This is a genomic window from Saccharothrix sp. NBAS 001, assembly GCF_056640475.1.
In genome coordinates, this window is sequence record NZ_CM153251.1 from 9880088 (window position 1) to 9906508 (window position 26421).

The 26421-nt window shown below is 73.6% G+C and carries 24 protein-coding genes; 12 read left to right on the forward strand and 12 right to left on the reverse strand.

Annotated elements, in window-relative coordinates:
• Positions 1–131: 131 nt before the first annotated feature.
• Genes AC0HI0_RS44810 through AC0HI0_RS44820 form a run of 3 tightly spaced genes read right to left on the reverse strand, consistent with a single transcriptional unit; the run spans position 132 to position 3258 of the window.
• Positions 132–1625, reverse strand: coding sequence for an aldehyde dehydrogenase (NADP(+)) (locus tag AC0HI0_RS44810; protein ID WP_480929536.1), 1494 nt, complete (start codon positions 1623–1625; stop codon positions 132–134).
• On the reverse strand, positions 1622–2446 hold the full coding sequence (locus AC0HI0_RS44815) for an NAD-dependent epimerase/dehydratase family protein (protein WP_480929537.1): 825 nt from the start codon (positions 2444–2446) through the stop codon (positions 1622–1624). The genes AC0HI0_RS44810 and AC0HI0_RS44815 overlap by 4 nt, the downstream gene beginning before the upstream one ends.
• A 29-nt stretch (positions 2447–2475) precedes the next feature.
• Entirely contained in the window at positions 2476–3258 is a 783-nt protein-coding gene (locus AC0HI0_RS44820; protein ID WP_480929538.1) for an IclR family transcriptional regulator, read from the reverse strand.
• 225 nt (positions 3259–3483) lie between these two features.
• On the opposite strand from AC0HI0_RS44820, the gene AC0HI0_RS44825 reads away from it, so the two are divergent.
• The 4 genes from AC0HI0_RS44825 (at position 3484) to AC0HI0_RS44840 (ending at position 6775) form a co-directional block, all read left to right on the forward strand.
• Complete coding sequence (locus AC0HI0_RS44825; RefSeq protein ID WP_480929539.1) at positions 3484–4740, forward strand: glucarate dehydratase family protein; 1257 nt, start codon at positions 3484–3486, stop codon at positions 4738–4740.
• An 88-nt stretch (positions 4741–4828) separates the two neighbouring features.
• A complete protein-coding gene (locus tag AC0HI0_RS44830) occupies positions 4829–5314 on the forward strand; it encodes a hypothetical protein (protein ID WP_480929540.1) in 486 nt (161 codons plus the stop codon).
• A gap of 89 nt (positions 5315–5403) precedes the next feature.
• Positions 5404–5922: a hypothetical protein gene (locus AC0HI0_RS44835; protein WP_480929541.1), complete on the forward strand. Its 519-nt coding sequence runs from the start codon at positions 5404–5406 to the stop codon at positions 5920–5922.
• 28 nt (positions 5923–5950) lie between these two features.
• The gene (locus AC0HI0_RS44840) at positions 5951–6775 is read left to right on the forward strand and encodes a hypothetical protein (RefSeq protein WP_480929542.1); all 825 of its coding nucleotides are present in this window, start codon (positions 5951–5953) and stop codon (positions 6773–6775) included.
• A gap of 107 nt (positions 6776–6882) precedes the next feature.
• Here the strand turns inward: AC0HI0_RS44840 and AC0HI0_RS44845 are convergent, their stop codons facing one another.
• The 5 genes from AC0HI0_RS44845 to AC0HI0_RS44865 all read right to left on the reverse strand — a co-directional run bounded on the left by AC0HI0_RS44845 (position 6883) and on the right by AC0HI0_RS44865 (position 13567).
• Positions 6883–8550, reverse strand: coding sequence for a fumarate hydratase (locus AC0HI0_RS44845; protein ID WP_480929543.1), 1668 nt, complete (start codon positions 8548–8550; stop codon positions 6883–6885).
• Positions 8551–8913: 363 nt separating this feature from the next.
• Entirely contained in the window at positions 8914–9906 is a 993-nt protein-coding gene (locus AC0HI0_RS44850; RefSeq protein ID WP_480929544.1) for a sigma-70 family RNA polymerase sigma factor, read from the reverse strand.
• Positions 9907–10100: 194 nt separating this feature from the next.
• Complete coding sequence (dtd, locus tag AC0HI0_RS44855; protein WP_480929545.1) at positions 10101–10526, reverse strand: D-aminoacyl-tRNA deacylase; 426 nt, start codon at positions 10524–10526, stop codon at positions 10101–10103.
• Positions 10523–12007 (reverse strand): DUF7782 domain-containing protein, encoded by a 1485-nt coding sequence (locus tag AC0HI0_RS44860; protein WP_480929546.1) that lies wholly within the window; start codon positions 12005–12007, stop codon positions 10523–10525. Before AC0HI0_RS44860 ends, dtd begins: the two co-directional genes overlap by 4 nt.
• A 51-nt stretch (positions 12008–12058) precedes the next feature.
• Entirely contained in the window at positions 12059–13567 is a 1509-nt protein-coding gene (locus tag AC0HI0_RS44865; RefSeq protein ID WP_480929547.1) for a PucR family transcriptional regulator, read from the reverse strand.
• A gap of 155 nt (positions 13568–13722) precedes the next feature.
• On the opposite strand from AC0HI0_RS44865, the gene AC0HI0_RS44870 reads away from it, so the two are divergent.
• Positions 13723–14037: a DUF3099 domain-containing protein gene (locus AC0HI0_RS44870; RefSeq protein WP_480929548.1), complete on the forward strand. Its 315-nt coding sequence runs from the start codon at positions 13723–13725 to the stop codon at positions 14035–14037.
• Between the two features lie 6 nt (positions 14038–14043).
• Here the strand turns inward: AC0HI0_RS44870 and AC0HI0_RS44875 are convergent, their stop codons facing one another.
• The gene (locus AC0HI0_RS44875; protein ID WP_480929549.1) at positions 14044–14943 is read right to left on the reverse strand and encodes a carbohydrate kinase family protein; all 900 of its coding nucleotides are present in this window, start codon (positions 14941–14943) and stop codon (positions 14044–14046) included.
• The gene (locus AC0HI0_RS44880) at positions 14940–15845 is read right to left on the reverse strand and encodes a pseudouridine-5'-phosphate glycosidase (RefSeq protein WP_480929550.1); all 906 of its coding nucleotides are present in this window, start codon (positions 15843–15845) and stop codon (positions 14940–14942) included. The genes AC0HI0_RS44875 and AC0HI0_RS44880 overlap by 4 nt, the downstream gene beginning before the upstream one ends.
• Positions 15846–15876: 31 nt before the next feature.
• Between AC0HI0_RS44880 and AC0HI0_RS44885 the strand changes: the two genes are divergently transcribed.
• Positions 15877–16128 carry a DUF3039 domain-containing protein gene (locus AC0HI0_RS44885; protein WP_360737568.1) on the forward strand — a complete coding sequence of 84 codons (252 nt, stop codon included), beginning with the start codon at positions 15877–15879 and terminating at the stop codon, positions 16126–16128.
• 57 nt (positions 16129–16185) lie between these two features.
• Here the strand turns inward: AC0HI0_RS44885 and AC0HI0_RS44890 are convergent, their stop codons facing one another.
• A complete protein-coding gene (locus tag AC0HI0_RS44890; RefSeq protein ID WP_480929551.1) occupies positions 16186–17412 on the reverse strand; it encodes an erythromycin esterase family protein in 1227 nt (408 codons plus the stop codon).
• Between the two features lie 123 nt (positions 17413–17535).
• Between AC0HI0_RS44890 and AC0HI0_RS44895 the strand changes: the two genes are divergently transcribed.
• Positions 17536–18213 carry a MerR family transcriptional regulator gene (locus AC0HI0_RS44895; protein ID WP_480929552.1) on the forward strand — a complete coding sequence of 226 codons (678 nt, stop codon included), beginning with the start codon at positions 17536–17538 and terminating at the stop codon, positions 18211–18213.
• On the opposite strand, the gene AC0HI0_RS44900 is transcribed toward AC0HI0_RS44895, so the two are convergent.
• Positions 18210–19325: a YihY/virulence factor BrkB family protein gene (locus AC0HI0_RS44900; protein WP_480929553.1), complete on the reverse strand. Its 1116-nt coding sequence runs from the start codon at positions 19323–19325 to the stop codon at positions 18210–18212. The two genes, AC0HI0_RS44895 and AC0HI0_RS44900, sit on opposite strands and share 4 nt — an antisense overlap.
• A 343-nt stretch (positions 19326–19668) precedes the next feature.
• Between AC0HI0_RS44900 and AC0HI0_RS44905 the strand changes: the two genes are divergently transcribed.
• From AC0HI0_RS44905 to AC0HI0_RS44925, 5 genes are all read left to right on the forward strand, one after another.
• Positions 19669–21381: a DEAD/DEAH box helicase gene (locus AC0HI0_RS44905; protein WP_480929554.1), complete on the forward strand. Its 1713-nt coding sequence runs from the start codon at positions 19669–19671 to the stop codon at positions 21379–21381.
• Positions 21382–21642: 261 nt separating this feature from the next.
• On the forward strand, positions 21643–22779 hold the full coding sequence (locus tag AC0HI0_RS44910; protein ID WP_480929555.1) for a sugar ABC transporter substrate-binding protein: 1137 nt from the start codon (positions 21643–21645) through the stop codon (positions 22777–22779).
• A gap of 212 nt (positions 22780–22991) precedes the next feature.
• A complete protein-coding gene (locus AC0HI0_RS44915) occupies positions 22992–23759 on the forward strand; it encodes an ATP-binding cassette domain-containing protein (protein WP_480929556.1) in 768 nt (255 codons plus the stop codon).
• Positions 23760–23769: 10 nt separating this feature from the next.
• Positions 23770–25203, forward strand: a complete 1434-nt coding sequence (locus tag AC0HI0_RS44920) for a sugar ABC transporter permease (RefSeq protein WP_480929557.1) — start codon at positions 23770–23772, stop codon at positions 25201–25203.
• Between the two features lies 1 nt (position 25204).
• Positions 25205–26377, forward strand: a complete 1173-nt coding sequence (locus AC0HI0_RS44925; RefSeq protein ID WP_480929558.1) for an ROK family protein — start codon at positions 25205–25207, stop codon at positions 26375–26377.
• Positions 26378–26421 lie beyond the last annotated feature (44 nt).

Sequence of the window (26421 nt, forward strand, 5' to 3'; positions counted from 1 at the left end):
TCTGCTCGGCCCGCTCGACTTCCGGCATGCGGAATTCGGTCCGCGACGTGCGCGCGCCGCCGGGCCGAGCGGGTCCACACAGCGTCTCCCAGGTCCGGGCCGCCCGCATCAGGGAGCCCGCGGACCGCCCGTCAGTGCACGCCGAGCACGCCGTCCACCCGGCGCGGGATGCCGAGCGGGTTGCCGTCGCGCAGTTCCGGCGGCAGCAGGGCGTCCGGCCACGACTGGTAGCAGACCGGGGCCAGCCAGCGCCGGATCGAGGTCGCGCCGACCGACGTGTGCAGCGGGCTGGTGGTGGCCGGCCACGGGCCGCCGTGGTGCATGCCCCACGCCACGGCCACGCCGGTCGGCCAGCCGTTGAAGATCAGCCGGCCCGCGATCCGGCCCAGTGCCGAGGCCACCAGCCCGGCCGCCTCGTGCTCGTCGGCCTCGGCGTGCACGGTGCCGGTGAGCGTGCCGGGCAGCCGGGGCAGCACGGCCAGCAGATCCGGCACCGAGTCGTAGGCGACCACGATCCCGGCCGGCCCGAAGTGCTCCTCGGTCAGCTCCGCCAGGTGCTCGGCGAACACCGCCAGCGGCACCTGGAACAGCTTCGGCCCGGCGGCCCATCCGGTGTCCGGCGCGCTGCCCTCGGCGACCTGCTCGACCAGCCCGGACGCCGCGAGCGCGGCCGTGCCCGAGCGGTAGGAGCCGCTGATCCGCTCGCTGAGCATCACGCCGCCGGACGCGCCCGCGACCGCCGCCGCCAGCACGGGCGCGAGCGCCGAGGGCGCGAACAGCAGGCCGGGGTTGGTGCAGAACTGGCCCACGCCCAGGGTCAGCGAGCCGGCGAACCCGGCGGCCAGCTCGTCGGCCCGCGCCGCCGCCGCGCCGGGCAGCACCACGGCCGGGTTCACGCTGCCCAGCTCGCCGTGGAACGGGATCGGGTCCGGCCGGCCCTGCGCCAGGTCGAACAGCGCCCGCCCGCCGCCGGTCGACCCGGTGAACCCGACCGCCCGCACGTCGGGGTGCCCGACCAGCGCGACCCCGGCGTCGGTGCCGTGCACGATCCCGAAAACCCCGTGCGGCAGCACGGAAGCCAGCACGCGCGCGGTCTCGCGGGAGGTGCCGGGGTGCGCCGGGTGCGCCTTCACCACGACCGGGCAGCCGGCGGCCAGCGCGGAGGCCGTGTCCCCGCCCGCGACGGAGAACGCGAACGGGAAGTTCGACGCGGCGAACACCGCGACCGTCCCGAGTGGACGGAGCAGCCGGCGCAGCACCGGTCGCGGCGGCACGGTGTCCGGGTCGGCGGTGTCCAGCACCGCCTCGACGTGGCTGCCCTCCCGCAGCACCCCGGCGAACAGCCGCAACTGGTTCGTGGTGCGCTTCAGCTCGGTGGTCAGCCGGGGCACCCCCAGCGCGGTCTCCGCGTCCGCCAGGGCCACCAGCCCGGCCGATCCGGCGTCCAGCGCCTCGGCCACCCGCTCCAGCACGTCGGCCCGCCGCGTCGCCGGAAGTCCCGACCACGCCGGGAAAGCCGCCGCGCCCGCGCGGGCGAGCGCGTCCACCTCGGCCGCCGAACTCTCCGCGACCGGCTCGCCGACCGGCAGCCCGGTGCGCGGGTCGTAGCCCCGGATCCCGGTCACCGGCCCGCCGCCCGCGCCGCGGTGTCGAACTCCGGACCGCACCAGTGCCCGCCGAGGTACTTGTGCGCCAACGCTTCCGGGTCCGGCTCGCCGTGCTCGGCGATCAGCGCGGCGGCGTGCTCCTCGGCGTCGTCCTCCGGCTCGTAGCCCAGCGCGCGGGCCTCGTCCAGGCTGAACCAGCGCCGGGTGTTGGCCGAGATCCCCCACACCACGCGGAATCCGGGCTCGGGCGCGGTCAGGCACGCCTCGAACAGCCGCCCGGCGTCGTCGGGGGACAGCCAGGTGGACAGCATCCGCACGTCCTTCGGCCGCTCGAAGCACGATCCGATGCGCACCGCGATCACGTCCATGCCGTACCGGCTCGCGAACAGGCTGCCCAACGCCTCCATCGCCACCTTGCCGACGCCGTAGTAGGTGTCGGGTTTCGGGAACAGGTAGTCGCCCGCCTCGCCGGCCGCCCGCTCGTGGTAGCCCGCGGCGTGGTTGGAACCGGCCAGCACGACCCGCCGCACGCCCTGCCGGCGGGCGGCCTCCAGCACCACGTGGGTGCCGTTGATGTTCACGTCGAGGATCCGGTCCCACGGCTGTTCCAGGCTGTGGCCGCCGAGGTGGACCACGGCGGCCACGTCCGCGCAGGCCGCCGCCATCGCGTCCGGGTCGGTCACCGACGCGCGCACCACCTCGACGGCCTCGCCCCCGGCCGCCGGCGGCGGCTCGGCGACGTCGAGCAGCCGCAGGACGCGGCCGGGCGCGGCGAGGCGGGTGCGCAGGAACGTGCCCACCCTGCCCGCGGCTCCGGTGATCAGGATGCGTTCGGTCACGTGTGTCGCCCTTTCGGGTCCGGGAGGTGTCAGCGGCTGAACTGGCGGAGCAGTTCGGTGATCGTGCGCGCGCCGTGCAGCAGGGCCGCCACGATCCGGCGCTCGTGCTCCGGGTCGAGCCGGCCCAGCGGGACCGAGCAGCTCATCGCGTCGAGCACGGGTGTGCGGTAGGGCAGCGCCACCGCGAAGCAGCCCAGCCCGGGGGTGTTCTCCCCGCGCTCCTGCGCGTAGCCCGCCGCGCGGAACCCGGCCAGCTGCGCGTGCAGCGCGGGGCGGTCCACGACGGTGTCGGGGGTGAGCGGTTCCAGCCGGGTGGGCAGGATCGCGTCGACCTCCCGCGGCCCGCGCGCGGCGAGCAGGGCCTTGCCCAGCGAGGTGGCGTGCGCGGGCAGCCGGCGGCCGACCCGGGACACCACCCGCAGGTGGTGCTCGGACTCCCGGCCGGCCAGGTAGACCACGTCCGAACCGTCCAGGCGGGCCAGGTGCACCGTCTCGTCGACCTCCCGGCGGACCTGCTCCATGATCCGGCTCGCCACCTGCACGACCGGGTCGTGGTCCAGGTACGACGTGCCGACCAGCAGGGCCCGCACCCCGATGCCGTAGGTGCCGCGAGCGGGGTCGAGTTCGACCCAACCGCGCGCGACGAGCGTCTGCAACAGCATGTAGAGGCTCGACTTCGGGTAGCTCAGCGCGCGGTGCAGCTCGGTCAGCGTCAGCGGGCGTTCCGACGCGGACAGCGCTTCGAGCAGCTCCACGGTCCGGTCCGCGGACTTCACCGCGTTCGGCCGAGCGGGTGACGCGGGTCCAGTCACCTGTCCTCCACAGAAGCGTCCGGCAACACGCTCTCGACACGTCGCTCCGGCGATTCTTACAGCCCCGTTGAGGGGGTCACAAGCACGGCCTCATTTCACGGATGTGAACTCCGGTGTGGTGACGGGGGCTGTACTCGCCGGCGTGCGCCCGCCACTGTTGGGCCCGACCTCGCACCACGTGGCGGTGCCGGAGAGGGCGGTCGCCGCCGGACGGGAGCTGACCGGATGAAGATCACCTCGGTGGACCTGACACCCATCGCCTTCCGCGATCCGCCGCTGCTGACCTCCGCCGGCTGCCACGAGCCCTGGGCGCTGCGCACGATCGTCGAGGTGCACACCGACGAGGGGGTGTCGGGCCTGGGCGAGACCTACGGCGACCTCGGCCACCTCGAACGCCTGCGCGCGGTGGTGCCCGCGCTGCTCGGCCTCGACGTGCACGAGCTGAACCTGGCCCGGGACCGGGTCGCCCGCGCGCTGGGCGGCCGGGCCGGCTCCGACCGGCACGGGCTGACCGGCGAACTCACCGTCGAGTCCACTGTGGACCGGGTGTTCGCCGGGTTCGAGGTGGCGACCTGGGACGTCCGGGGCAAGGCCCTGGGCCGCCCGGTCTGCGACCTGCTGGGCGGCGCGGTCCGCGACACCGTGCCCTACAGCGCCTACCTGTTCTACAAGTGGGCCGGGCACCCCGGCCACGAGCCGGACGGCTTCGGCGAGGCGCTGGACCCCGACGGGATCGTCGCACAGGCCCGCGCCCTGGTCGCCGCGCACGGGTTCGGCTCGATCAAGCTCAAGGGCGGCGTCTTCCCGCCGGAGCAGGAGATCGCGGCGGTGCGCGCGCTGCGCGCCGCCTTCCCGGACCACCCGCTGCGGCTGGACCCCAACGCCGCCTGGTCGCCCGCGACCGCGCGGCAGGTCGCCGCCGAGCTGGACGGGGTGCTGGAGTACCTGGAGGACCCGTCACCGGGGATCCCGGGCATGGCGGAGGTGGCCGCAGCCGCGTCGATGCCGTTGGCCACCAACATGTGCGTGGTCGCGTTCGAGCACATCGCGCGGTCGGTGGAGCTGGGCGCGGTGCGGGTCGTGCTGTCCGACCACCACTACTGGGGCGGGCTGGCCCGGTCCCGGGAGCTGGCCGCGATCTGCCGGACCTTCGGCCTCGGCCTGTCCATGCACTCCAACTCCCACCTCGGGATCAGCCTGGCCGCGATGACCCACCTGGCGGCGGCCACGCCGAACCTGGACTACGCGTGCGACACGCACTACCCGTGGAACGCCTCGGCCGACGTCCTCACCACGCCGCTGTCCTTTGCGGACGGGGCGGTGGCGGTGCCGACCGGGCCTGGACTCGGCGTCGAGCTGGACCGCGACGCGCTGGCCCGCGCGGCGCGGGACTACCGCGCGTGCGGGCTGGTGCGGCGCGACGACACCGGGTACATGCGGACCGTCGACCCGTCCTTCGAGCGGAGAAGCCCCCGGTGGTGACCGCCGGCGGCGCATCGCCGCTCACCTGATCGGGTAACTGTCAAAAGGGCGGGGCAACCCGGTGCGCGGGTCGTTCCGTCCTTGTCACATGAGAAGCCTGGGAACCGCGATCGGTGCCGGCGCGCTGCTGCTCACGCTCGTCGGCTGCGCATCGACCCAGCCCGCGCTCGACGCGGGCAACGGCGGCGGTCCGACGCTGACCACGTCGCCGTCCAGCCCGCCCTCGTCGTCGGAGGACCCGGAGTTCCAAAGCCCGGTGCCGCCCGGCGGCAAGGAGGTGCCGAAGGCGAAGCTCGACGCCTCGGCCGTGCCCGAGGGGACGCCGAAGACGGTGTGGACCGAGGGCGACGGCAGCACCCTGGGCCTGGTCGGGCAGGAAGGCGGCTGCGGCAAGGCGAGCGTGGAGATCGCCGAGCAGACCGCGCAGGCGGTGAAGGTGGTGCTCGTGGAGACCACGCCGAAGGAGGCGGAGGTCTGCACGATGGACATCCGCTACCCGCCGTTGACCGCGAAGCTGGACGCCCCGCTGGGCGAGCGCTCGGTGGTGCTCAGCACGCGGCAGGACCAGAGGTAACCCTCCCGGAGAAGCGGCGCCCGGCCGATCCCCCTCGGCCGGGCGCCGCCCTGTGCAACCACGCGGCCCGGCGGTACCGTCCTACCGCTATGAGGAACGTCAAGATCGCCGTGGCCCTCGCGGCGCTCGCCCTGGCCGGCTGCACCAGCGGCGGCGAGGCGGGCGGCCCGTCGTCCACCACGTCGAGCACGGCGTCGTCCCGGCCGTCGACAACGATGTCACCGACCACCGCCCCCGGCCCGACCTCCGCCGGCTCGACCCCGCCGCCCCAGTCCAGCGCGCCGCCGCTGCCCGGCGCGGCGAGCCAGGTCCCCGTCGAACGGGTGGACGCGAGCACCCTGTCCGACGCCTACAAGCGCGAGGTGTGGGCGTCCCCGGACGGCCGCACGCTCCAGGTGTTCAGCCTCGCCGGCGGCTGCAAGCGGGCCTCCGCCGAGGTCGTCGCGCAGGCCGCCGACCAGGTGCAGGTCGCGCTGGTCACCACGTACTACCCGCCCCGGGACGGGGTGTGCACGGAGGAGCTGTTCAGCGTGCCGGTGAACGTGGAGCTGGCCGCGCCGCTGGCGCAGCGCCGGGTGGTGCTGGAAGCGCGGGAACAAACCGCATAGTCCGATCGGGTGATCTAGCATCCGGTCCATGCCGCTGCCGCACGCACTGCGCGAGAGCCTCGCCGACCCGGACTTCTGGGCCTCCTACCGCTTCGAGTCCGACGACGACTACTTCGGCGACGCCGAGGAGGACGAGCACGTCGTCCGGTTCGAGGTCGGCGGCGGGCACGCGGTGGAGCTGTCGGTCGCCGACGGCTACGTGGACCTGGGCGTCCGGTCGCCGGCGGACGACGAGGCGGTGAGCATCGCCTGGGACGACGAGGCCCACCCGCACCCGCACGTGCTGCGCCGCGACGAACTCGACCTGGTCTGCCGGGCCGCCGCGCTGGTCGAGCCCGAGCTGCGCCACCCCGGTCCGGGCGTCGCCCTGCTGTCCCGGTTCCTGGTGCTCACCGACGACGTCGACGCGGCCCGCGCCACCGTGCGCGCGGCGCACGCCGTGCTGCTCGCCGACGGCGGCGACCCGGCGGTGTCCGGTCTGCAGGGCGTGGTCTGGAGCCGGGACGGGGCCGGCCACCACCGCGTCGACCAGGCCGAGGACCACGACGGGGCCGACCTCTACAGCACCCGCACGTCCGACGAGGAGTCGGAGTTCCCGCACGAGCTGTGGCGCGCGCTGCTCGACCACGCCGAACGCACCCTGGCCTCGGCCGTCGACCCCGCGTGGACCGTGCCGACCGACGCCGCGCCGGCCGAGGTCGCGCGGGCGCTGGAAGCCGCCGGGTGCACCGACCGGACCGTGCTGCGCGCGCTCGCCGACCCGGCGCACCCCGCCGAGACGGCCTGGGTGCTGGAACTGCTGACCGGCGCGCCGCGCGGCTCGCTGTGGCCGGCGACCGACGCCGACCGGTGACCGCGAAACGCGCGCGCCCGGGAGGTGCCGGGCGGGCCGTCGTGCCCGCCGGCGGTCGCACGTGAACACCACCGAGGCCCCGCGTGACAGCGGGGCCTCGGTGGGAGCTACTTGCGGAAGCTGATCTGGAGGGTCGGGGCGGAGGTCTCGGCGAAGAAGTCGTTGCCCTTGTCGTCGACCACGACGAACGCGGGGAAGTCCTCCACCTCGATCCGCCACACCGCTTCCATGCCCAGCTCCGGGTACTCCAGCACCTCGACCTTGCGGATGCAGTCCTGCGCCAGCCGGGCCGCCGGGCCGCCGATCGAGCCCAGGTAGAACCCGCCGTGCGTGCGGCACGCGTTGGTGACCTGCGCCGACCGGTTGCCCTTGGCCAGCATCACCAGCGAGCCGCCGGCCGCCTGGAACTGCTCGACGTAGGAGTCCATCCGGCCGGCCGTGGTCGGGCCGAACGAGCCCGACGCGTAGCCGTCGGGCGTCTTGGCCGGACCGGCGTAGTAGACCGGGTGGTCCTTGAGGTACTGCGGCATCTCGCCGCCCGCGTCGAGCAGGTCCTTGATCTTGGCGTGCGCGATGTCGCGGGCCACCACCAGCGGACCGGTCAGCGACACCCGGGTCTTGACCGGCAGCCGCGACAGCGTCGCGCGGATCTCGGCCATCGGCCGGGTGAGGTCGATCCGGACCACCTCGTCGGAGAGGTCCTCGCCCTCGACGTCGGGCAGGAACCGCGCCGGGTCGCGCTCCAACTGCTCCAGGAACACGCCCTCGGGCGTGATCTTCGCCTTGGCCTGGCGGTCCGCCGAGCACGACACGGCGATGCCGACCGGGCAGGACGCGCCGTGCCGGGGCAGCCGGATCACCCGCACGTCGTGGCAGAAGTACTTGCCGCCGAACTGCGCGCCGATGCCGAAGTCCCGGGTCAGCTCCAGCACCTGCCGCTCCAGGTCGACGTCGCGGAACGCGTGGCCCAGCGCCGACCCCTCGGTCGGCAGGTCGTCCAGGTAGCGGGCCGAGGCGAGCTTGGCGACCTTGAGGTTCTGCTCCGCGGACAGCCCGCCGACGACCACCGCGAGGTGGTACGGCGGGCACGCGGCGGTGCCCAGCGAGCGCAGCTTCTCGTCCAGGAACTTCGCCAGCCGCGACGGGTTCAGCAGCGCCTTGGTCTCCTGGTACAGGAACGTCTTGTTGGCCGAGCCGCCGCCCTTGGCCATGAACAGGAACTCGTACTTGGGTTCCGTGCCGGGCGCGTTGAGCAGCTCGATCTGCGCGGGCAGGTTGCTGCCGGTGTTCTTCTCGTCCCAGAACGTCACCGGGGCCATCTGCGAGTACCGGAGGTTGAGTTCCTGGTAGGCCTCGAAGATCCCCCGCGACAGGGCTTCCTCGTCGGTGCCGCCGGTCAGCACGGACTCGGTGCGCTTGCCCATCACGATCGCGGTGCCGGTGTCCTGGCACATGGGCAGGACGCCGCCGGCCGAGATGCAGGCGTTGCGCAGCAGGTCCATCGCGACGAACCGGTCGTTGCCGCTGGCCTCGGGGTCGTCGACGATCGCGCGCAGCTGGGCCAGGTGCGAGGGCCGCAGCAGGTGCTGGATGTCCCGGATGGCCTCCTTGGCCAGCCGGGTGAGCACCGAGGGCTCGATCTGGAGGAACCGGCGTCCGGCGGCCTCCACCACGGTCACGCCGTCCGGCGTGACCAGGCGGTATTCCGTGCGGGTGTCCTTGGCCAGCGGCAGGACGTCGGTGTGCTGGAACGTGGTGGTGGGCACTGCGGGCACGTCGCGGGCTCCCTTGCGCGCTTCGGGTTCCGCCGAACCTATACCGCGCGCCGCGCTCCGGTACCGCCGCGTCGGTGTGATTCGCGTCGTGCCCGACCCGGTGCCCCCGACCGGAATTCGCCCCGACCGCGATGCGGCCGAACGCGATGTGCGCCCTGAGCCCGGGACCGCCCCGGCCGGAATCGGGCGGGGGAGCGGGGGCGGAAACGCGGAAGGCCGGGCCGGCCCCCGACCGCCCCGACCTTCCTCAGCGTGCGACAGCCTCCACGAAATGGGGTGGAGGAGTCGCAAAGCACGTTGTAACAGGCGACCGTGCCGTGACCGGACTCACAAGTCAACCCGGCCGAACGGGTGACGGTCGGTTCAGCTGGCGTAGGCCCGCAGCTTCGCCGCCCGCTCGCCCTGCCGCAGCTTGGACATGACCTCGCGCTCGATCTGGCGCACCCGCTCGCGGGACAGGCCGAACTGCTTGCCGATCTGGTCCAGGGTGCGCGGCTGGCCGTCCTCCAGGCCGTAGCGCAGCCGGATCACCGCCTGTTCGCGCTGCTCCAGCGTGGCCAGCACGCGGCGCAGGTCGTCCTGGAGGAGACCGGAGATGACCGCGCTCTCCGCGTCCGTCGCGTCCGAGTCCTCGATGAAGTCGCCCAGCGGGGCGTCCTCCTCGGCGCCGACCGGCATGTCCAGGCTCACCGGGTCACGCGCGTGGTCGAGCAGGTCGGACACCTTCTCCGGGGTGAGCCCGGACTCCCTGGCCAGCTCGTCGGTGGTGGCCTCGCGGCCGAGCTGCTGGTGCAGGTCGCGCTTGATCCGCGCCAGCTTGTTCACCTGCTCCACGAGGTGGACGGGCAGCCGGATGGTGCGGCCCTGGTCCGCCATTCCGCGGGTGATCGCCTGGCGGATCCACCACGTCGCGTAGGTGGAGAACTTGAATCCCTTGGTGTAGTCGAACTTCTCGACCGCGCGGATCAGACCCAGGTTGCCTTCCTGGATGAGATCCAACAGCGGCATTCCACGGCCGGTGTATCGCTTCGCGAGGGAAACGACCAACCGCAGATTCGCTTCGAGCAGGTGGTTCTTTGCCACGTGGCCGTCGCGCACCAGTGCGCGCAGTTCCTCGCGGCGGGTGGAGGCCGGGGCGGAACCCGTCTCCAGCATGTGCTGAGCGAAGACCCCCGCCTCGATCCGCTTCGCGAGTTCCACTTCCTCGGCCGCGGTGAGCAGCGCTGTCTTGCCGATGCCGTTCAGGTAGACCCGAACCAGGTCGGCGGCCGGTCCCTGGGCGTCGAGGTCCAACTCGGCGCTCGTGGTGATCGTGTCGTTCCCGACCTCGCGGTCGAGGACCCTCGGGACGGTCATGGAAGCTCCCTCCCCCTTCGCGGGCTGGCAGTGCGGTCGCGTGACCCGCGCTGCGCTGCGCGGTGTTGCCTTTCGGCCCCTGTCACTGGGGGAAACGTCGACCGGAGCTAAATGGTTCCCGTGTCCCCGATCTGGAGACGTCACTGCCGTCACAGCGGTTGCGCCGCGAATCCTGAGGATTGCCTGAGAAGGATCTAGAGTTCCACCAACACGGTGAACGGACCGTCGTTGACACTCCGCACGGACATCATCGCGCCGAACCTCCCGGTTTCCACGCGAGCGCCCTTCTGGCGCAGTTCCCGCACCACCGCGTCGACCAACGGCTCCGCGTGCTCCGGCCGGGCGGCGGCCGTCCACGACGGACGCCGGCCCTTGCGCACCTCGCCGTAGAGGGTGAACTGGCTCACCACCAGCAGGGGCGCTCCGGTCGTGGCGCACGACTGTTCGTCCCGCAGGATGCGCAGCTCGTGCAGCTTGCGGGCCATCAGCGGGGGTGTCGCCGCGGTGTCGTCGACGTGCACGCCCAGCAGCACCAGCAGACCGGGCTCCTCGATCGCCCCGACGCGCTGTCCGTCCACAGTCACCTCGGCCTCGGTGACGCGCGCCACGACCGCCCTCATACCGGGACCACCATGCCGTGCCGGACCAGTTCGCGCACGACCGGCAGCGCCGCGCCGGCGAGCGCGTCGGCGTCCACGTCCTGCGCGTAGGCGAGCAGCGCGACCAGGTCCTCCAGCGCCAGCGCGCCCCGGAAACCGGCCAGCAGCCGGGCCGCGACCTCGTCCAGCTCGTGCTGCCAGCCGGGCCCGTCGGTGCGGTGCAGCCGGCGCACGACGGCGTCCCAGCCGTCCTCGCTCGGCGCCGAGACCTCTTCCAGGACAACGGTCTCGGGCACGGAGAACCGGGTCCGCAGCAACTCGTCGTCGGAGTGCCCGCGCAGCCACGCGACGCGGTCCAGCCACGCCGCCGACTCCGGGCCCAGCGGGTCGTCGTAGGCGTGGCGCAGGTCTTCGCACACCACCTCGGGGTGCGCGACGTCGGTGCGGCGCAGCGTGACGAACCCGAACCCGACGCCCTCCACCTCGTTCTCGGCGAACCAGTCCAGCCACGCGCACGCCTTCGCCCGGCCCTCGGCGGAGCGCGGGTCGACGCCCGCGTCGCGCAGCCAGGTGCCGACGTAGAGCGCCGGGTCGGCCACGTCCCGCTGCACGAACCAGGCGTCCACGTGCTTGGGCAGCCACCCGGAGACCCGGTCCGCCCAGTCCTCGCCCCGGCGGTGCACCCAGGACGCCAGGAGCTGCCCCACCCCGCCCTCGTTCAGGAACGCCGGGAGCTGCCGGACGACCAGCGCGCTCGCGTCGTCGCCGGCCAACCCGGAATCGCGGTACACGTAGTCGACCCGGGGCGGCCCGACCACGAACGGCGGGTTGCACACGACCTGGTCGAACCTCCGGTTGCGCAGCGGCCCGAACCACTCGCCCTGCCGCAGCTCCACGTCCAGCTCGTTGAGCCGGAACGTGGCCTGCGCGAGCCGCAGCGCGCGCTCCGACAGGTCGGTCGCGGTGATCCGCTTCGCGTGCCGGGACGCGTGCAGGGCCTGCACCCCGCACCCGGTGCCCAGGTCGAGCAGGCTGTCCACCGGACGCCGCGAAGTGGCCCGCGCCAGGCTGATCGACGCGTGGCCGACGCCCAGCACGTGGTCGGCGGGCACCGGGCCGCCGCGCTGGTCGGAGTCGAGGTCCGCGACCACCCACCACGAGCCCGTGTCGTCGCCGTAAGGCCGCACGTCCAGCCCGGCGCGCAGCCGGTCGCCCTCGGCCGTCAGCAGCCCGGCCCCGACCGCGTCCGCCACGTCCAGGTCGCCCAGGGCCTTCGCGACGGCGGCGGGCTCCTCGGCGTCACCGAGCAGGAACAGCCGGACCAGCGTGCCGAGTCCGCCCGCGTCCCGGGTCGCCCGCCGCGCGGCCTCCGGCTCGCCGCGGCCCAGCGCCGCGTGCGCCTGCGGCCCGAGCGCGTCCACCACCCCGTCGGCGTCGTACCCGGCGTTCAGAAATGCCCCGCGCAGCCGCGCGGTCAGCTCAGTGGAGAGATCAGGAAGCACCGCCGAATCCTCCCGTGCCGGGCCGCCGCGCGCCGCCCGGCCCCCGCCCCGCTACTCCCGGTGCCGGCCCACCGCCAGCGCGACCGCCATCGCCAGCCGCTGGTCCGGGTCGTCCAGCGGCAGCGCGGTCACCTCGGCCATCTTCTGCATCCGGTACCGCAACGTGTTGGGGTGCACCGACAGGGCCCGCGCCGCCTCCCGCGCGTCGCCCTGCGCGGCCAGCCACGCCTGCAACGTCGTCGCGTACTGGGTGCCGAACTCCCGGTCGTGCCGCACCAGGTCGGCCACCGGCCCGCGCACGGGCAGCCGGCCCGTCTCGGCCACCGCCGCCAGCCGGCGCAGCAGCACCTTCGCCCACGCCGCGTCGTAGACCACCGGCTCGCCCGCCGACAGCGCCAGGCACTCGTCGGCCTCGTTGCGGGACGCGGGCAGCTGGCCGGCGTCCGCCCGCCCGCCGATCCCGGCCTCGACCACCGCCTCGGCGGGCATCTCCCGGGTCAGCGCCCGCACCCACTCCACCGCGTTGGCCGGGTCCTCGCCGCACGGCAGCACGGTGTAGAGCACGTTGCCGAACAACGCGCTGCGCCCCGGCCGCGACCAGCCGAAGCCCGCCGTGGCCCGCTCGAAGGCGAGCAGCGCCGCCCCGTGCTCGCCCTCGCCCGCGTGCGCCTGCACGGCGATCACCCGCAGGTCGGCGGCGGGCAGCCCGAGCCGGGCCAGGTGCGCGGGCGCGCCGTCGTCCAGCACGCTGATCACCAGGTCGGCCTCGGCCTGCCGCTCCAGGTCCGCGCTGGCCCGCGCCCGCAGCAGGTGCAGCGCCGCCGTGCGGGCCCCGTCCTGCAACGCGGCGTGCCGGTCGGTGTCGACGTCGGTGTCGACCTCGACCCACACCGAGCCGAGCAGCTCCCGCCCGGCCCGGACCGCGACCACCAGCCGGCCGCCGAGCTGGTCGGTGAGCTTGGGCACGAACATCGGCTCGTCGGACCGCGCGAGGTGGGTGAACACGCCGTACTCGTCCAGCGCCTGGCGCGCCGAGTCGGGCACCCGGCGGCCGAGGATCGTCTGCACCCGGACGGGGTCCACGCCCTGCTGCCGGTAGGAGTGGGCCAGCACCCGGGACTGCTGGTCCTCGATCGTCACCGGCCCGCCGACCACCGCCGCGATGGCGTCGGCCACCGCGAACAGGTCGCCCGCGCCCTTGCGCCGCCCGCCCAGCACGACGGTCTGCGCCACGTTCGCGAGCTGGCCCCACGGCACGGACGCGTCGACCAGCAGCACCGCCGCCCCGGACCGCCGGGCCGCGGCCACCACCCGCTCGTCCAGCGGCGGAGCCCCGTGCAGCACGACGGCGGCGGCGTTCGTGGAGGAGACCAGCCGGGCCGCGGCGGCGGGGGAGGGCACGCCCAACCCCAGCAGCACGTCGTCCGGCGCGGCGGCGGTGTGCTCGGTCGGATCGTGCAGCGCGACACCGCGCAGCTCGACGTCGCGCCCGCGCGGCGCGCAACTCAGGTGCGTGCCCAGGCTGCCGAGCACGTCCACCAGGCGATCAAGGGCCACCACGGACGGATCGTACGGTCACCCGGCCGCGAATGCGGCGAATACCGCACGACGACCCGTCCGGTGGCAATAGTGCGGCCGCGTGTCGGCCGTCACTCCGTCGCGAATACATCACCCGGCAGGTGTCGCGGGAATCCCGGCAGTGGGACGATGGGGGCATGGTGGACCAGGAGCGCGACGGCACACCGGTGCTCATCACCGATGCGGCTCTGTCCTACGAAGAACAACACGCCGCGCGCAAGCGCAAGTACGCGATCATGATGGGCGCGCGGATCCCGTGCCTCGTCCTGGCGATGGTCTTCTACCAGACGTGGTGGCTGGCGCTGGCTTTCATCGTGCTGTCCGTGCCGCTGCCGTGGATGGCGGTGCTCATCGCGAACGACCGCCCGCCCCGCAAGGCGGAGCAGGCGAACCGCTACGTCAAGGAGCACCGCGCCCTCGAAGCCAAGGCCCACCAGGTCATCGAGGGCTGAGCCCGGCTACGGCAGGGCTGCCCGCGGCCCGACTCCCAGCGGTTGCGGTTGGGCTCCCACGGCGGAGACCGCCCGCGCCGCCGCCGCGACCCCGCCGGCCAGCGCGTCCCGTCGGGAGCCCCCGGCCAGCCAGGCGGCCAACAGGCCGGCGTCGAACGCGTCCCCGGCCCCCGTCGTGTCGACGCAGGAGACCGGCAGCGCGTCGACCGCGACGATCCCGTCCCGGTCGACCCAACTGGCCCCGGCCGCGCCGGAGGTCAGCGCGACCGCGCCCACCACGTCCAGCAGCGCGGACGCCGACGCGGGCGCCTCGGACCCGGTGAGCGCCACCAGCTCCTCGGTGTTGGGCAGCAGCAGGTCCACGCCCCGGACGTCGTCCAGGAAACCGTCGTAGATCAACGCGGCCGACTGCGGGTCGACCGACGTGGTCAGCCCGGCTTCCCGCGCCGCCCGCAGCACGGCCAGCCCGGCGGGCCGGGACGTGGCGTCCAGCAGCACGTAGCCCGACAGGTGCAGGTGCCGCGCGCCGTCCAGGATCGCCGGGTCGAGGTCGGCCGGCGAGAACCGCGCGTTCGCGCCCCGGTCGGGCAGCATGGTCCGCTGCCCGCTGTCGTCCACCAGGACGACCACGCAGCAGGTCGCCTTCTCCGGGTCGACCGCGAACGCGCACCGCACGCCCGCCGAGGTGAGTTCGGCGTGCACCTGCCGTCCGGCCGGATCCGCGCCGACCCGCGCCACCAGGGTCGGCGTCGCGCCGACGGCGGCCAGCCAGACCGCGGTGTTGGCGCCCGCGCCGCCGGGCTCGATGGTCACCGAGGCCCGCGAGTCGCCGCCGTGCACGATCGGCCCGGAGTGCCGGGCGACCACGTCCAGCCCGGCGTCCCCGACCACGATGATCCCGGTCACCCGCACAGCTCCACGGCGACCTGGGAGGCCAGCCGCGCGTTGGACACCACCAGCGCCTCGTTGGCGTCCAGGCTCACCCCGCCGCTGGCGGTGTGGAAGTGCTCCAGCAGGGCGGGCGTCACGTCCTTGCCGTGCACCTCCCGGGTGGCCGCCAGCCCCTCGGCCAGCAGCCGGTCGTGCAGGTCGAGGTCCATCTCGAACTCGACCGGGATCGGGTTGGCCAGCAGCACCCCGGCGGTCCCCGGCACCGAGTCGCGGTGCGCGGCCACCACGGCCGCCGCCTCGGCGGCCGTGTCGACCCGCCACGGCACGGCGTAGCCGGACTCGCGCCGGTAGAACGCCGGGAACGACGACGTCGCGTACCCCAGCACCGGCACCGACCGGGTCTCCAGCAGCTCCAGGGTGGCCCCGATGTCCAGGATCGACTTCACCCCGGAGCACACCACCAGCACCGGCGTGGTGGCCAGCACGTCGAGGTCGGCGGACACGTCCCAGGTCTCCCGCGCGCCCCGGTGCACCCCGCCCAGCCCGCCGGTCGCGAACACCCCGACGCCGGCGGCGTGCGCCAGCGCGGCGGTGGAGGCCACCGTCGTCGCGCCGTCGCGGCCCAGCGCGAACGCCGCGCCCAGGTCCCGCCGGGAGAGCTTCACCAGCGAGTTGGCCGGGTCGCAGACGTAGTCCAGCTCGGCGTCGGACAGGCCGACCTTGGCGACACCGCCCAGCACGGCGATCGTGGCGGGCACGGCGCCCGCGTCCCGGACGATCTCCTCCAGGCGCGCGGCGACCTCGCGGTTGCGGCCGGGCGGCAGCCCGTGGGACAGGATGGTGGACTCCAGCGCGACCACCGGCCGGTTCTCGGCCAGGGCGGTGCGGACCTCTTCGGTGATGCTCGGCGTACTCACGAGGGGCCATCATCCCAGGTAAGCTGAGGCCGTGAGCACGCAGACTCTCCCTGACGTCGAGACCCGGCCCGAGGGCACGGACCACACCGGGGACGACACCCCGAAGATGTTCCACTACGTGCGCAAGGCCAAGATCGCCGAGAGCGCGGTCATGGGCACGCACGTGGTGGCGCTCTGCGGCGAGGTCTTCCCGGTGACGAAGTCGCCGAAGCCCGGTTCGCCGGTGTGCCCGGAGTGCAAGAAGATCTTCGACGGCCTGCCCAAGGGCAACAGCGGTCAGTGAGCACGACCTCCGTGCCCCGGCGCCACGACCCGGCAGCCGGGGCACAGCCGTGCCCGCCTAGCCCGGGACCGGTGCCGCCGGCTCGCCGGTGACGGTGCGCAGGAACAGCACCTCGTCGACCTCGCCGAGCAGGGCGTCGTCGATCGGGAAGTAGTTGAACGCGGGCGTGCGCGGGGTGGGGCACCCCAGGTCCCGCAGCGCCCGCGCGGACAGCAGGTGGTTCCCGGCCGGCAGCCCGTGCAGGACGCCTTCGACGGTGTCCGGGTCGGGCACGCCGATGTCGCGGTGGGCGGCCTCGCCCACGGCGCACGCGACGACCCGGTAGTCGCCGCCCAGCCGGTGGGCCAGGTGCGCCCCGGCGGGCCGCCACCGCAGCGTCACCGGCCCGAACGGCACCTCGGTGGCCCCGGTCCGCAGGTGCTGGTTGTGCGCGAAGGCCAAGGTCGGGCCGCGTTCGGCGAGCGCTTCCAGGTTGTCGGCCATCATCGCGTCGCGGATCGCGGCCAGGCGCTCCCAGCGGTCGTCGGTGTCCCGCGCCATGGCCGCGTGGTAGGCGAGCGCGCCGGCGGCGGTGCGCCCGGCGAGCAGCGCGTCCGCCACGCCGTCGTCCGCGATCCGGGGGATCCCGCAGGCCAGCACCCACCGCAGGTCGTCCACGATCGCGCGCAGCTCGTGCACCCGGGGCTCACCGCCGATCGACCGCGCGGGCTCCATCGCCGCCGCCGGCTCCGCCCAGCGCTCGTCGTCGCCGAGCAGCCGTTCGACGGCCGCCCACGGCACCAGCCGGTCCCCGCCGACCCGGGCGGCCAGGAACCCGTGCAGCTCCCGCAGCGCCGGTCGCGGGCTGGGCGCCGCGCTCATCTCGAACGGGGCGTCGAAGCCCGCGAACCGCAGCCGCGCCGCCGCCGGCAGGTGCCGGTTGCGCTCGCGCATCCACCGCACCAGCAGCCGGTTGCCGGACCAGCCGCCCATGTCGTGGGTGAACCCGGCGGCCAGCACCTCGTCCTCGTCCCCGTCGCCGCCCGCGACGTAGGCGTCGACCAGCCGGCCGTGCCAGGCACTGGTCTCCAGGGCGATCGTGGTGTGGCCGGTCCGGTCGGCCAGGGCCGCGTAGACGGCGTTGCGCACGAGGAGGAACTCGTCCTCGCCGTGCACGGGCTCGCCGAGCCCGAGCAGCCGGGGCGGGCGGGGCAGCCCGGCGACGTGGGCGGCGACGGCTGCGCCGAGCGCCGGCCGGTCGTGCCCGGCGGTGCTGGTCAGGGGTGCGGGCGGGCCGCTGGTCATGCGAGGGGTCCTTCCGTCGTGGCAGCACGCTGACCCCCTCAACCGTATCGTTGAGCACGCGGTTGAGACTTTCCGGCGAAACCGCCACGAACAGCGGGCAGAACCTTCAAAGCGGGGGACAGGGTGCGGCCGATCGACCTGGCGCGCGGGCACGGGTTGTCGACCCAGGCGGTGCGCAACTACGAGGACGCGGGCGTGCTGCCGCCGGCCGGGCGCTCCGCCTCGGGCTACCGGCAGTACACCGAGCGGCACGTCCGCGCGCTGGCCGCCTTCGTCGCCCTGGTCCCCGGCCACGGCCACGCCGCCGCCACCGCGATCATGGTCGCGGTCAACACCGGCCGCCCGGACGACGCGCTCGACCTGGTCGACCGGGGCCACGCCGGCCTGGTCGCCGCCCGCGCGATCGTGGACTCGGTCGAGGCCGCCCTGCGCGACATCGCGCTCGGGCCGTGGACCGGCGCGCCGATCCCGATCGGGCCGCTGGCCCACCGGCTCGGCCTGCGCCCGGCGACCCTGCGCCGCTGGGAGCGGGAGGGCCTGCTGCGGCCGGACCGCGACCGCCGGGGCCACCGCGTCTACGCCGCCGCCGACGTGCGCGACGCCCACCTCGTCGGCCAGCTCCGCCGCGCCGGCCACCTGATCACCGACATCCGCCTGCTGCTCGACGAACTCCGCGACGCCGGCGACCCCGACCGGGTCACCCGCGCGCTGGCCGACCGCCGCCGGGCGCTGCACGCCCGCTCCCGCGCGATGCTCACCGGCGCGGGCGCGCTGGACCGCTACCTCGACGCGCCCGGCTAGACCTTCGGGTCGGCGGGCAGCGGCACCGCGTGGTTCGTGTCCGCGTGGTTCGTGTCCGCGTGGCCGGTGCCATCGCGGTCGGTGCCATCGCGGTCGGCGTCGGCGGGCGCCGGCGCGGAGCCCACCTCGTCGGCCTGCCACGCCTCGCGCCCGGCGTCGGTGCGGATCCGCTCGGCGGCCCGTTCCAGCTCCAGCCGCCGCCACCGCCGCCGCTGCCGCCGGGTCATCCGGGCCGGCCACATGTCCTGGATCGACGCGTTGAAGTACGCGCCGATGGTGATCGCCAACCCGATGAAGAACGCGAACAGCAGGAACGCGATGGGCGTGGCCAGCGCGCCGTAGGTGTAGCCGGTGGTCGTGATCCACTGGATGTAGAGCCGCAGCCCGATGGACGACAGCACGAACACCGCCATGGCCAGCACCGCGCCCGGCAGCAACCGGTGCCACGGCAGCTTGTTGGGCAGCGACAGCTTGTAGAGGGTCGCCAGCGCCAGCACCAGCAGGACGCCGATCCCCGGGTAGTAGAACGCGCCCAGCCAGAACTCGACGGTCGGCCGCCACCCGGTGGGGAAGACCAGCAGCAGCAGGTCGGGGCCCAGCGCCAGCACCGGCAGCCCGACGATCAGCAGCACCAGGCTGACCACGTAGAGCAGCAGGGCGAAGATCCGCTGCCAGACCTCGTTGCGCACGCCGTACTGGTCGTGCGCGGCGGTGATCGCGTCCACGAACGACGACATGGCCGACGACCCGGCCCACAGCGAGATCAGGAAGCCGACCGACACTATCTCGCCCTTGCCGGTGGTCAGGATCTGGTCGACGGTCGGCGCGATCACGCCGTTGACCACGTCCTGGCTGAAGATCGTCCGGCAGAACGAGATGATCCGGTCCTTGACCGCGGACACCACCTCGGGCCCCAGCCAGTCCCCGAGGTAGCCCATCGACCCGAGCAGCCCCAGCAGCAGCGGCGGGAACGACAGGGTCTGCCAGAACGCCGCCTCGGCGGCCTCGGAGAAGATGCTGCGCTCCCACGCCTTCTCCAGCGTGCGCGCCAAGAGCCGCAGTGGCCCCTTTTTGGGCGTGCTGCGTGCCATCTCGTCGTCAGGCGAACCCATCGCGCCTCCAGCATGGTGCATGTCCGCGGATTTCGCGGCATCGACCCGGCGGGTGTCGCGCTCCGCCACCACCCGCATACCTCCGGGCAACGCCCCGCACACCTGCCCGCCACCACCACCGCACAACGCCGACACGGGCCGCTGAGCCCAACCCCACACCCGTGCCACGACCAGCGGGAACCGCCCGCGCCGAGCGCCGACCTCGGCCACGCGCCCGGCCGGCGCGCCCGCAACGGGTAAGCTGTCCCTGCCCTCGACGGTCGTCACCACGAGGGCATTCGCATGTCGCCCAGCCGACACGCACCCACACCGCGGACCACGAGCAGCGCCGAAGGGATCGAGGTTGTCGCAACCGCAAGTCGCCACGACCCGCCCCCTGCGCGCCTGGCAGCGGCGAGCGCTGACCAAGTACCTCGCGGCCAGGCCCAAGGACTTCCTGGCGGTCGCGACCCCCGGCGCGGGCAAGACGACCTTCGGCCTGCGGGTGGCCGCCGAACTCCTCGCCGACCGCACGATCGAGGCCGTCACGATCGTCACGCCCACCGAGCACCTCAAGCACCAGTGGGCGAAGGCGGCGGCCGAGGCGGGCATCGCGATCGACTCGAACTTCCGCAACACCAACGCGGTGACCTCCCGCGACTTCCACGGCGTCGCCCTCACCTACGCCCAGGTGGCCGCGCACCCGATGCTGCACCGGGTGCGCACCGAGCAGCGCAAGACCCTGGTGCTGCTCGACGAGATCCACCACGGCGGCGACGCGAAGTCGTGGGGCGACGCGATCCGCGAGGCGTTCACCCCCGCCGTGCGCCGGCTGAGCCTGACCGGGACCCCGTTCCGCAGCGACGACTCGCAGATCCCGTTCATCAGCTACGAGCCCGGTCCGGACGGCCTCCAGCGCAGCAAGGCCGACCACTCCTACGGCTACTCCGACGCGCTGAAGGACGGCGTCGTCCGGCCGGTGATCTTCCTGGCCTACTCCGGCGAGGCGAGCTGGCGGACCAGCGCGGGCGAGGAGTTCTCCGCCCGGCTCGGCGAGCCGCTGACCCAGGAGCAGACCGCGCGCGCGTGGCGGGTCGCGCTGGACCCGACCGGCGAGTGGGTGCCGTCGGTGCTCAAGGCCGCCGACATGCGGCTGACCCAGCTGCGCGAGGGCGGCATCCCGGACGCGGGCGGCCTGGTGATCGCGACCGACCAGACCGTGGCCAAGGCCTACGCCGAGATCCTGCTGCGGGTCACCGGCCACACCGCGACCCTGGTGCTGTCCGACGACCCGAAGGCGTCGGGCCGGATCGCCGAGTTCGCGCAGACCTCCGAGCGCTGGATGATCGCGGTCCGGATGGTGTCCGAGGGCGTCGACGTGCCGCGCCTCGCGGTCGGCGTGTACGCGACCAGTTCGTCCACCCCGCTGTTCTTCGCGCAGGCGATCGGCCGGTTCGTGCGCGCCCGCGCCAAGGGCGAGACGGCCAGCGTGTTCCTGCCCAGCGTGCCTGTGCTGCTGGGGCTGGCCAGCGAGCTGGAGCAGCAGCGCGACCACGTCCTGGGCAAGCCGCACCGGGAGAAGGACGGCTGGGACGACGAGCTGCTGGCGCAGGCCAACCAGGTGCAGGACGAGCCCGGTGAGGAGGAGCGCGCGTTCACCGCCCTGGGCGCGTCCGCCGAGCTGGACCAGGTGATCTACGACGGGTCCTCGTTCGGCACCGCCGCGTTCGCGGGCAGCGACGAGGAGCAGGAGTACCTGGGCCTGCCCGGTCTGCTGGAGCCCGACCAGGTGCGCGCGCTGCTGCGGCAGCGGCAGGAGAAGCAGCTGGTCGACGCGGGCAAGAAGGCCGCCCCGATTACGCCGGCCCCGCAACAAACCCGCACCGCGAGCGTCCAGGAGCGGCTCGCCACACTCCGCAAGGAGCTGAACACGCTCGTCGCGATGCACCACCACCGCACGAAGAAGCCGCACGGCAAGATCCACAACCAGCTGCGCGAGTACTGCGGCGGCCCGCCCACCGCGATGGCCAGCATCGAACAGCTCGAAGAGCGCATCGCCACCCTGCGCTCCTGGTAGTCGCGGCCCGTCCCGCGCCGCGCTCCCGACCGGCCGCCCTGCCGGCGTCCGCGAGCCGCTTTCACGTTCCACCCGGCGGCCTGGGCCGTCCGACCCGTCGTGACCGGTGCCGCCATTCGGCGTAGCGGGGTGTCCGTCGGGTTACCTCCTCGTTAGCTCATCGTGTCTTCTTTATCGTTCCAGTGTGCTTCCGGTCACCGCATCCCGAGGCATACGTTGTGCGCCACAACATTTCCCGCGTAGCTCGGAAAGGGATGGCGGATGCGCAGCAGGAGCCTCGCCCTCATCGCCGTCGGCACCGGCCTGGCCGTGGCCGTGACCGCGTGCGGCGCCAACACGTCCGGCGGTGGCAGCACCTCGGGCACCAACACCAGCAGCGGCTCGGCCGGCGGCGCGAAGGTCGGCGTCATCCTCCCCGAGACCGCCACCTCCGCCCGGTGGGAGGGCTTCGACAAGCCCCTCCTGGAGAAGGCCCTCAAGGCCGAGGGCCTCGACCCCGACATCCAGAACGCCCAGGGTGACGTGCAGAAGTTCAGCACCCTGGCCGACGGCATGATCAACGCCGGCGTCAAGGTCCTGATCATCGCCACGCCGAACAGCGAGATCGGCGCGTCGGTCGCGAAGAAGGCCGAGGCCCAGGGCATCCAGGTCATCGACTACGACCGGCTCAACCTCGGCGGCAGCTCGAAGTACTACGTGTCCTTCGACAACGTGAAGGTCGGCGAACTCCAGGGCCAGGGCCTGGTCGAGGGCCTGGCGAAGCTCGCGCCCGGCAAGAAGCCCGCCGACGTCATCGAGATCGAGGGCGCGCCCACCGACAACAACGCCACCCTGTTCTCGCAGGGCCAGCGCAAGGTCCTCCAGCCCAAGTACGACGCGGGCGACTACAAGCTGGTCCAGTCGCAGCCGATCGAGGGCTGGGACAACCAGAAGGGCGGCAACACCTTCGAGCAGATCCTCACCGGCAACGGCCAGAAGGTGGACGGCGTGGTCGCCGCCAACGACGGTCTCGCCGGCGCGGTGATCACCGTGCTGAAGAAGTACGGCCTCAACGGCAAGGTCCCGGTCACCGGCCAGGACGCCACCCCGGAGGGCCTCCAGGCCGTCCTGCGCGGCGACCAGTACATGACGGTGTTCAAGCCGATCGCCGAAGAGGCCCAGGCCGCCGCCAAGCTCGCCGCCGCCCTCGCCAAGAACGACACCGCCGCCGCCGACGCCCTGGCCACCGGCAGCACCGAGGACACCAAGGGCAACCGCAAGGTCAAGTCCGTCCTGCTGACCGCCCAGCTGATCACCAAGGACAAGGTCAAGGTCGTCGTGGACGCGGGCTTCGTCAAGGCGTCGGAGATCTGCGTCGCCGACACCCAGGCCGCCTGCACCGAACTGGGCGTCAAGTAACCCCGCCCCCCTCCGCCCGTCTCCACCCCTCCTCCGCCCTCTCCGCCCCGCCGTAGCGCGCCTCCCGCCGGTACGAACCCCACGCGAGGCCGCGTCGGCTCGTCGCGGCGCCCTTCCCTCCGGTCACGCCCGTCGATCGGAGGGAAACGGCGCGATGAGCCGACTTCCCGGCGGCCGAGCCGCCGCGCCGCGGGCGCGGCAAAGGAGACCCAGTGCCCATCCTCGAACTCCGCGGCGTCAACAAGAGCTTCGGTCCCGTGCACGTCCTGCACGACATCGACTTCACCGTGCAGGCAGGCGAGGTCACCGCGCTCGTCGGCGACAACGGCGCGGGCAAGTCGACGCTGGTCAAGTGCATCGCGGGCATCCACTCGACGGACTCCGGCGAGGTCCTGTTCGACGGCCGGCCGGTCCACGTGCACGGTCCGCGCGACGCCGCCGACCTCGGCATCGAGGTCGTCTACCAGGACCTCGCGCTGTGCGACAACCTCGACATCGTCCAGAACATGTTCCTCGGCCGCGAGCGCGGCAGGTACGGCCTGCTGGACGAGGCGGACATGGAGCAGGCCGCCCGCCGGACGCTGACCTCGCTGTCGGTCCGCACGGTCAAGTCGGTCCGCACCCAGGTCGCGTCGCTGTCCGGCGGCCAGCGGCAGACCGTGGCGATCGCCAAGGCCGTGCTGTGGAACAGCCGGGTCGTGCTGCTCGACGAGCCGACCGCCGCGCTGGGCGTGGCGCAGACCCGCCAGGTGCTCGACCTGGTGCGCCGGCTCGCCGAGCAGGGCCTCGGCGTGGTGCTGATCAGCCACAACATGAACGACGTCTTCGAGGTCGCGGACCGCATCGCGTGCCTCTACCTCGGCCGGATGGCCGCCGAGGTGCAGACCAGGGACGTGACCCACGGCCAGGTGGTCGAGCTGATCACCGCGGGCCGCTCCGGCGACCTCGGCATCGCCCGCCCCGAATCCGCGACCATCTGAGGACCACGGCATGGCCAACACCTCCAGCGAGACGACCCCGCAGGACTCCCCGCCGCCGGGGGCGATCTCGGACTTCGGCATCGACACCACCTCGCGGTCCACCGACGAGGCGCTGCGCGACTACTGGGCCCGCCTGCGCGGCGGTGAACTCGGCCCGCTGCCCGCCCTGCTCGGCCTGGTCGCGCTGCTGATCGTGTTCACGCTGCTCAACGACACGTTCCTGACCTTGGGCAACGTGGCGAACCTGCTCGCGCAGGGGGCGAGCATCACCATCATCGCCATGGGGCTGGTGTTCGTGCTCCTGCTCGGCGAGATCGACCTGTCGGCCGGCACCGCGTCCGGCGTCACCGCCTCGGTCATGGCGTTGCACCTGGTCAAGGGCGGCAACCTGCTCGGCGGCATGGGCGACACGGTGTTCTACGCGTTCTGCGGCGTGCTGCTGGTCGCGGTCGTGCTGGCCGGCGTGATGCGGATCTGGGCGGGCGCGGCGCTCTCCGCCGTCGCGTTGGTGATCTCCCTGGTCGGCTTCCCGCCGAACCCGTGGGTGGAGATGCTGCTCGCGATCTGCGTCGGCACCGCGATCGGCTGCCTGACCGGGTTCCTGGTCGCCAAGGTCGGCATCCCGTCGTTCGTGGTGACGCTGGCGCTGTTCCTCACCTGGGGCGGCGTGATCCTCCAGTTCGTCGGCCAGGGCGGCACCCTCGGCCTCAACAACGAGGTGCTGTTCCTGGTCGCCAACGGCAACCTGACCACCACCGGCTCCTGGCTGCTCTTCGCGCTGGCCGCGGGCGGTTATGCTGCCGTCGTGCTCGGCAGGCATTTCTCCAGGCTGCGCAAGGGCCTGGTCGCTTCTCCCACCCCGATGGTGTCGACCAAGGTCGGTGCGGTCGTCGCGCTGGCCGCGGTCGGGACCTACCTGCTGACCCTCAACCGCTCCAAGTCCGACGCCGTGGTGATCTCCGGCGTGCCCTACGTCGTGCCGATCGTGCTGGTGCTGCTGGTGATCGGCACGTTCGTGCTGGAGCGCACCCGCTACGGCCGGCACGTCTACGCGGTCGGCGGCAACAAGGAGGCCGCCCGCCGGGCGGGCATCGACGTCGCGCAGATCCGGATGAGCGTGTTCGTGATCTGCTCGTCGGCCGCCGCGATCGGCGCGATCGTCTACTCGTCCAAGGTCGGCTCGGTCGACCCGAACGCCGGCGGCGACAAGACGCTGCTGCTGTCGGTCGGCGCGGCCGTCATCGGCGGCACGTCGCTGTTCGGCGGCAAGGGCCGGCTGCGCGACGCGGTGATCGGCGCGGCCGTGCTGGCCACCATCAACAACGGCATGGGCCTGCTCAAGCAGCCCGCCGCCGTGGTCTTCATCGTCACCGGCCTGGTGCTGCTGCTGGCCGCGGGCGTCGACGCGCTGTCCCGTCGCCGGGCGGCGGTGGCACCGCGCTGACGTGACGACACCCACCTCCGGCGCCCGGCCGGACGAGGTCCGCCGGCACAACCGGACGGCCCTGCTGCGCCGCCTGCACGTGGACGGTCCGTCCACCCGGGCGTCGCTCGCGGCCGAGCTGGGCCTCAACCGCAGCACGATCAAAGCCCTGGTGGACGGCCTGGCCGAGACCGGCGTGGTGGCCGAGCGGGTGCCCGCCCAGCGCTCCGGCGCGGGCCGCCCGTCGCTGCTGGTGCTGCCGCAGCCGCAGGCCGCCGTGGTGATGGCCGTGGACATCCGGGTGGAGCAGGTGGCGATGGCCTTCGTCGGCCTGGGCGGCGACATCCTCGGCCGCGACTCGTGGAACCTGCACCACCGGTCCCGCGACCCCGGCGAGGTGATCACCCACATCGCCGACTCGGCGAAGCTGCTGGCCGACGAGCTGGACGTGACGGCGGTTGGTGTCGGCGTGTCGGTGCCCGGCGTGGTCCGCCGGTCGGACGGCCTGGTGCACGAGGCCCCGAACCTGCACTGGACCGACGTCGAGCTGGGCCGGCGGCTGTCGGCGGTGCTGAAGGTGCCCGTCCAGGTAGGCAACGACGCCGAGCTGGGCGCGCTGGCCGAGCACGTGCGCGGGGCCGCGCGCGGGTCCTCGGACGTGGTCTACATCTCCGCGGACGTCGGCGTCGGCGGCGGCGTGATCTCGTCCGGGATGCCGTTGCGCGGCACCGGCGGGTACGTGGGCGAGCTGGGGCACATGGTCGTGCGCCCCGGTGGCCGGCGCTGCTACTGCGGCTGCCAGGGGTGCTGGGAGACCGAGGTGGGGGAGGCCGCGCTGTGCCGCGCGCTGGCCCTGCCCGAGGACGCGCCGCGCGGTGCCGTGGTGGCCGAGCTGCGCTCGCTGGCCGCGTCGCCGGAGGCCGTGGCGCACCGGCTGGGCGAGTTCACCGAGTGGCTCGCGATGGGCCTGGTGACCGTGGTCAACATGCTGGGCCCCGAGCAGGTCGTGCTGGGCGACCTGTTCACCGCGCTGCCCGAGGCCGTGGTGGAGCGGGTCCGGCAGGTCGTGCAGAAGCGCAGCCTGGTCAGCCGCGCGGTGGGCGGCACCCGGATCGTCAGCTCGCCGCTGGGCCGCGACGCGAAGCTGATCGGTGCCGCGGAACTGGCCTTCGAGCCCGTGCTGGGCGAGGTCTGACGGCGTCCGGCCGCCGCGCCCGGTAGTCGCCCGGACGCGCACCG